This is a genomic window from Rahnella sp. WP5, assembly GCF_000745615.1.
Taxonomy (GTDB): domain Bacteria; phylum Pseudomonadota; class Gammaproteobacteria; order Enterobacterales; family Enterobacteriaceae; genus Rahnella; species Rahnella aceris.
In genome coordinates, this window is record NZ_JQJR01000029.1 from 1 (window position 1) to 5,479 (window position 5,479).

Annotated in this window: 5 protein-coding genes, 4 tRNA genes and 1 rRNA gene; 8 read left to right on the forward strand and 2 right to left on the reverse strand. The window is 46.7% G+C overall.

What is annotated here, in order from left to right; genetic code table 11:
* The first annotated feature begins 124 nt into the window (after positions 1–124).
* From rrf to birA, 3 genes are all read left to right on the forward strand, one after another.
* Positions 125–240, forward strand: a 5S ribosomal RNA gene (rrf, locus tag EX31_RS17125).
* 177 nt (positions 241–417) lie between these two features.
* Positions 418–1,455, forward strand: coding sequence for a UDP-N-acetylmuramate dehydrogenase (gene murB, locus EX31_RS17130; protein WP_037035801.1), 1,038 nt, complete (start codon positions 418–420; stop codon positions 1,453–1,455).
* Positions 1,452–2,411, forward strand: coding sequence for a bifunctional biotin--[acetyl-CoA-carboxylase] ligase/biotin operon repressor BirA (birA, locus tag EX31_RS17135; RefSeq protein WP_013577418.1), 960 nt, complete (start codon positions 1,452–1,454; stop codon positions 2,409–2,411). Before murB ends, birA begins: the two co-directional genes overlap by 4 nt.
* Positions 2,412–2,463: 52 nt before the next feature.
* Here birA and coaA read toward each other — a convergent pair whose 3' ends face one another.
* Together coaA and EX31_RS17145 are read right to left on the reverse strand one after the other, a co-directional pair.
* Positions 2,464–3,414, reverse strand: a complete 951-nt coding sequence (gene coaA / locus EX31_RS17140; protein WP_013577417.1) for a type I pantothenate kinase — start codon at positions 3,412–3,414, stop codon at positions 2,464–2,466.
* 217 nt (positions 3,415–3,631) lie between these two features.
* Entirely contained in the window at positions 3,632–4,168 is a 537-nt protein-coding gene (locus tag EX31_RS17145; protein WP_013577416.1) for a GNAT family N-acetyltransferase, read from the reverse strand.
* Positions 4,169–4,554: 386 nt separating this feature from the next.
* Here EX31_RS17145 and EX31_RS17150 point away from each other — a divergent pair.
* The 5 genes from EX31_RS17150 to EX31_RS24990 form a co-directional block, all read left to right on the forward strand.
* A tRNA-Thr gene (locus EX31_RS17150) sits at positions 4,555–4,630 on the forward strand.
* A gap of 19 nt (positions 4,631–4,649) precedes the next feature.
* Positions 4,650–4,734, forward strand: a tRNA-Tyr gene (locus EX31_RS17155).
* 130 nt (positions 4,735–4,864) lie between these two features.
* Positions 4,865–4,939: transfer RNA gene (locus EX31_RS17160), tRNA-Gly, on the forward strand.
* 7 nt (positions 4,940–4,946) lie between these two features.
* Positions 4,947–5,022: transfer RNA gene (locus EX31_RS17165), tRNA-Thr, on the forward strand.
* Positions 5,023–5,130: 108 nt separating this feature from the next.
* A partial coding sequence (locus EX31_RS24990) for a GTP-binding protein (RefSeq protein ID WP_197060744.1) occupies positions 5,131–5,479 on the forward strand: 349 nt, incomplete at its 3' end.

Sequence of the window (5,479 nt, forward strand, 5' to 3'; positions counted from 1 at the left end):
GGCTTAACCTTACAACACCAAAGGTGTTTTTAGAGACTTGAAGTAGATTTTCAGCTGAAGTTCCGAGATTGGTTCGTAGTGCAAGCCTGATGTAAGGTGAGCGGTATGAATGAAACAGAATTTGCCTGGCGGCAGTAGCGCGGTGGTCCCACCTGACCCCATGCCGAACTCAGAAGTGAAACGCCGTAGCGCCGATGGTAGTGTGGGGTCTCCCCATGCGAGAGTAGGGAACTGCCAGGCATCAAATAAGTGGAAAGCCCCGTACGAAAGTACGGGGCTTTTTGCTATGGGAAATTTAGCTCTGCATGGACTTTGTTTATTGGTCTTGAGGCCCACCCCAACTTATAAAACTCTGCGTATCAGGATATCGGATCGGTTAAACTAAGCACAAATAAGTCACTCATGAGTAATATTGCTATGTCGATTGGCGACACTTCTCTTCAATCCCTGAATACTTTTTCTCTGGCGGCTTATGCTGCTGAAATCACGCATGTCCAGAACACTGAACAACTCATAGCAGCATGGAAATCAGCGAAGGAAAAGGAGCAGCCTTTTTTACTTTTAGGCGAAGGAAGTAATGTTCTTTTCCTGGAGAATTTTGCAGGGTCAGTAGTGCTGAACCGGATCAAAGGTATTGAGCTGGATGAAAATGCAGAGGAATGGTTGCTGCATGTGGGGGCTGGTGAGAATTGGCATCAATTGGTTTGTTATGCATTAGAGCATGATATTCCAGGTCTGGAGAATCTTGCTTTAATTCCCGGATGCGTAGGTTCTGCTCCTATTCAAAACATAGGTGCATATGGTGTCGAACTGCAGAGTATCTGTGGTTATGTGGATGTTTTGGATTTGCAGAGCGAAAAGGTCATCCGCGTGCAATCCGACGAATGCCAGTTTGGTTATCGCGAGAGTATATTTAAACATTCCTATAAAGAAGGGTATGCCATTATTGCCGTAGGCCTGAAGCTGAGAAAACAATGGCAGCCGAAATTGAGTTATGGGGAGCTGACTCGCTTAGATCCTGAGACTGTTAGCCCCCGTCAGATCTTTGATTTAGTTTGCGCGATGCGGCAGAGCAAATTACCTGACCCCGCCATTACCGGCAATGCGGGGAGTTTCTACAAGAACCCTGCTGTTGACGCTTCTGTGGCAGAGAAAATCAGCAACGAATATCCTTCTATGCCGTCTTATCCACAAGCTAATGGGCAAATTAAACTTGCTGCCGGATGGTTGATTGAACAGGCTGGTTTGAAAGGTTTTACCGTTGGCGGCGCAGCAGTTCACGATAAACAGGCGTTAGTACTGATTAATAAAGATCATGCGAGCAGCGCTGATGTACGTGCATTGGCTAAATATGTACGTGATGTTGTTGCAGAGAAATTTAGTATCTGGCTTGAACCAGAGGTTCGTTTTATCGCCGCGAAGGGTGAAGTGGACGCCGTGGATGCGCTGTCATGAAAGATATTACCGTTCCTCTGCAACTGATCTCCATTTTGGCTGATGGTGAATTTCATTCCGGTGAGCAGTTAGGTACAGTCATTGGCATGAGCCGTGCAGCAATTAATAAACACATCCAGACGGTACGTGACTGGGGCGTTGATATATTTACAGTGCCGGGTAAAGGTTATAGCCTGCCATATCCTATCCAACTGCTCGACGAGGAGAAAATCCTCAAGCTGCTTCCGGCGGGTCAGGTCAGAGTTCTGTCCGTTATTGATTCAACCAATCAGTATCTTTTAGACCGAATTGGTGAATTAAGCTCTGGCGACGCATGTGTTGCGGAATATCAGCAGGCCGGCCGGGGACGTCGCGGGCGAAAATGGTTCTCACCGTTTGGCAGTAATCTTTATCTTTCTATGTACTGGAAGCTGGAACAAGGGCCTGCCGCCGCAATGGGGCTAAGCCTGGTTATCGGGATTGTCATGGCTGAGGTGCTTCAGCGCCTTGGAGCTAAAGATGTACGGGTGAAATGGCCAAATGATCTTTATCTTAATGACCGTAAGCTGGCTGGGATACTGGTTGAACTGACAGGTAAAACCGGCGATGCGGCACAGTTGGTTATCGGCGCGGGCATTAACCTCAAAATGCGTGAACCGGCTTCTGACGCCATCACTCAGGGATGGATAAATTTGCAGGAGGCGGGTGTTAATATTGACCGCAATGAACTCACAGCAATGCTGCTGAAAGAGTTAAGGTCAGCATTATTGCATTTCGAACAGGAAGGATTAGCACCTTTTATTCCCCGCTGGCGTGGTTTAGATAATTTCCTTGATCGTCAGGTTAAGTTACTCATCGGTGACCAGGAAATTCATGGTATCGAGCGCGGGATTGATCCGCAGGGTGCTTTGTTGCTGGAACAGGATGCGGTAGTTAAACCTTATATTGGCGGTGAGATTTCACTGCGCGGTATCTGACTAAAATAAAGGAGAGTATCAGGCTCTCCTTTATTCGTTAACGACAGTAAATTTATTTTCTCAGCCGAACACTTTCAACAGCGTGATTAGCACTTTTCGTCAAGATTAGGCTGGCTCTTTCACGGGTTGGGAGAATGTTCTCCTTTAAATTCAAACCGTTAATCTCATTCCATAACTGTGTCGCAATATTCACAGCTTCTTCTTCTGGCAATTTTGCATAATGGTGGAAATAAGAATCTGGGTCTGAGAAAGCGCCTTGGCGGAATTTCAAGAAACGATTGATATACCAGCTCTGCAATAAATTTTCAGGTGCGTCAACGTATATAGAGAAATCGACAAAGTCGGAAACAAATACACGATGTGGATCATGAGGATAATCCATGCCACTTTGTAAGACATTAAGCCCTTCAAGGATCAAAATATCTGGCTGCTCAATAACTTTATTGCCATCAGGTATCACATCGTAGATCAGATGTGAATAGACTGGCGCGGTAACATGTCGTGCCCCTGACTTAACCTCTGAAACGAAATTCACCAGCTGGTGCATATCGTAAGATTGAGGGAATCCTTTTTTCTTCATGATCCCACGCTCCTGGAGCGTCTTATTGGGATAGAGGAAACCATCTGTGGTGATCAGCTCTACTGAGCGATGCTCTGGCCAACGGCTTAATAATGCCTGGAGGACGCGGGCTGTCGTACTTTTACCTACCGCTACACTCCCAGCAATTCCAATGATATAAGGAATTTTCTGTCCATCTGTACCGAGGAACTGCTCAAGCACGGCTTGTCGGCGCAGGTTGGAACTGATGTAAAAATTGAGAAGGCGTGAAAGTGGCAGATAGATCTGCGCGACTTCCTCGAGGGATAAATCCTCGTTTATGCCTTTCAGGTTCACCACTTCAGCCTCTTTGAGCGTGAGTGGTACTGAATCACGTAAGGCTGCCCACTGCGTACGATCAAACTGCAGATAAGGAGTTGCCAAAGATGGGTCTCTTTTTTTCATAAGTTAAAGTCTGCCTGTTAGCGCAGGTCAGGAAAGGCGATCACGCCAACTCCAGACAGTAAACCAGCAGCATATTATAGACACCTTAATTTTTGAGGGAGATCTTTTTCTTATAACTTATCGATTTCTTTGATTGAGTTTAAAAATTTTTGAGAAACTTATGCAAGTGAGGAAAGTCTGTGAAAGTGCGATGAAATACTCACCGCACTTTCACAGACTAAAAGAGGGGGTGAGAGGCGCAGGTGAAGGGCGGTAGTTGTTTGTAATAGACTACTTCATTTTTTCTGCTGTAACGGGCTGAGTCTTGCCTGAGTGTCGCACAGCGATAACCCTGAGCCCGATAGAAAGCTTCGGCGTCCGAACCTGACTGCATATCTGAAGACAGAACGGAGCAACGCAGGTTCTGTGCGGTATTTTCCAGTGCACGCATTAACAGACGACCGACGCCGCGTCGTCTCGCACGGGCACAGACCAGCAAAGTACTCACTTCGGCCTGATGAGGTAAATCCGGAGAATGGGCCAGATCGAGCTGAACGGTCCCAATGACACCTTGTTCATCTCTGGCGATCCAAAGCAGTCGCTCATTTTGAGTTAGTGCAGGGCGTAAATCATGAAAAGAGTCTTCCGCCTCTCTTTGTCCGGTGACGTGCGGGAACCCCACGCAAGCGCCTGTACTGTTGGCTTCGATGAGAAGTTGTGCCAGTTCATCTCTATAAACAGGCAATGTTGCGGCGTTGAGCATGACAATTTTCATAGCTGCACTCCTTAAAATAACAAAACAGTGCGTACGCAATGAAGAATGCAAGAACTGCGCCAATATAAATGGCCTTGAAATCAGGTGTAACTGATAAAGAAATACCTTTTGATGTTCATTTGTGAGGCAAAAGCACATTTTCAGTGCATAAATGAGACGGTTAAGCTCTGCGGAGGATTTATTTCAGTAATGAAATGTAGGAAAGTGGTTCATATCTTGCTCAGGCAGGTATGAAGAAGTCGCACTTTTGGATATATTTTCACCCCTTAAACAGCGGAAAAAGGGAAAAAGCTTACTTTTTGAATAAAACATGAGCGATAGTGCAAAACATGCAATTTTTTTGTTGCATACCCCGTAAAGTCTCCATAGAATGCGCAGCACTTGATGCCGGCATAGCTCAGTTGGTAGAGCAACTGACTTGTAATCAGTAGGTCCCGAGTTCGACTCTTGGTGCCGGCACCATTCAAGTACTTAACAATTAGGTGGGGTTCCCGAGCGGCCAAAGGGAGCAGACTGTAAATCTGCCGTCATCGACTTCGAAGGTTCGAATCCTTCCCCCACCACCATATAAGCCTTAGTAATGAGGCAGCTTGAAGTGAAAGAGTCGCTTCAGGTGAAGGTGAGGAATTAAGTGTCTCACGTCCTTTTCCCCGTCTTCAAGTTCTTCAGAACAATCAGGTAGCCGAGTTCCAGGATGCGGGCATCGTATAATGGCTATTACCTCAGCCTTCCAAGCTGATGATGTGGGTTCGATTCCCACTGCCCGCTCCAAGTATGTGCTGATATAGCTCAGTTGGTAGAGCGCACCCTTGGTAAGGGTGAGGTCGGCAGTTCGAATCTGCCTATCAGCACCACTTCCAAATTCTCCCTCCTGATTTTCTTTCTGTAAACTAATTCGTCAAGCAAATGCTTGGTTGATGTGGTGATACCACCGATTTAACCGTGTCTTAGAGGGACAATCGATGTCTAAAGAAAAATTTGAACGTAACAAACCGCACGTTAACGTTGGTACTATCGGCCATGTTGACCACGGTAAAACTACCCTGACTGCAGCAATCACTACCGTTCTGGCTAAAACCTACGGCGGTTCTGCACGCGCATTCGACCAGATCGATAACGCACCAGAAGAAAAAGCTCGTGGTATCACCATCAACACTTCTCACGTTGAATATGACACCCCGACTCGTCACTACGCGCACGTTGACTGCCCAGGGCACGCCGACTACGTGAAAAACATGATCACCGGTGCTGCACAGATGGACGGCGCTATCCTGGTTGTTGCTGCAACTGACGGCCCTATGCCTCAGACTC

What these genes read in the sequence shown, in the direction of transcription:
- murB (WP_037035801.1), top strand. Translation starts at nt 418, where the DNA reads ATGTCGATTGGCGACACTTCTCTTCAATCCCTGAATACTTTTTCTCTG.
- birA (WP_013577418.1), top strand. Translation starts at nt 1,452, where the DNA reads ATGAAAGATATTACCGTTCCTCTGCAACTGATCTCCATTTTGGCTGAT.
- coaA (WP_013577417.1), bottom strand. Translation starts at nt 3,414, where the DNA reads ATGAAAAAAAGAGACCCATCTTTGGCAACTCCTTATCTGCAGTTTGAT.
- EX31_RS17145 (WP_013577416.1), bottom strand. Translation starts at nt 4,168, where the DNA reads ATGAAAATTGTCATGCTCAACGCCGCAACATTGCCTGTTTATAGAGAT.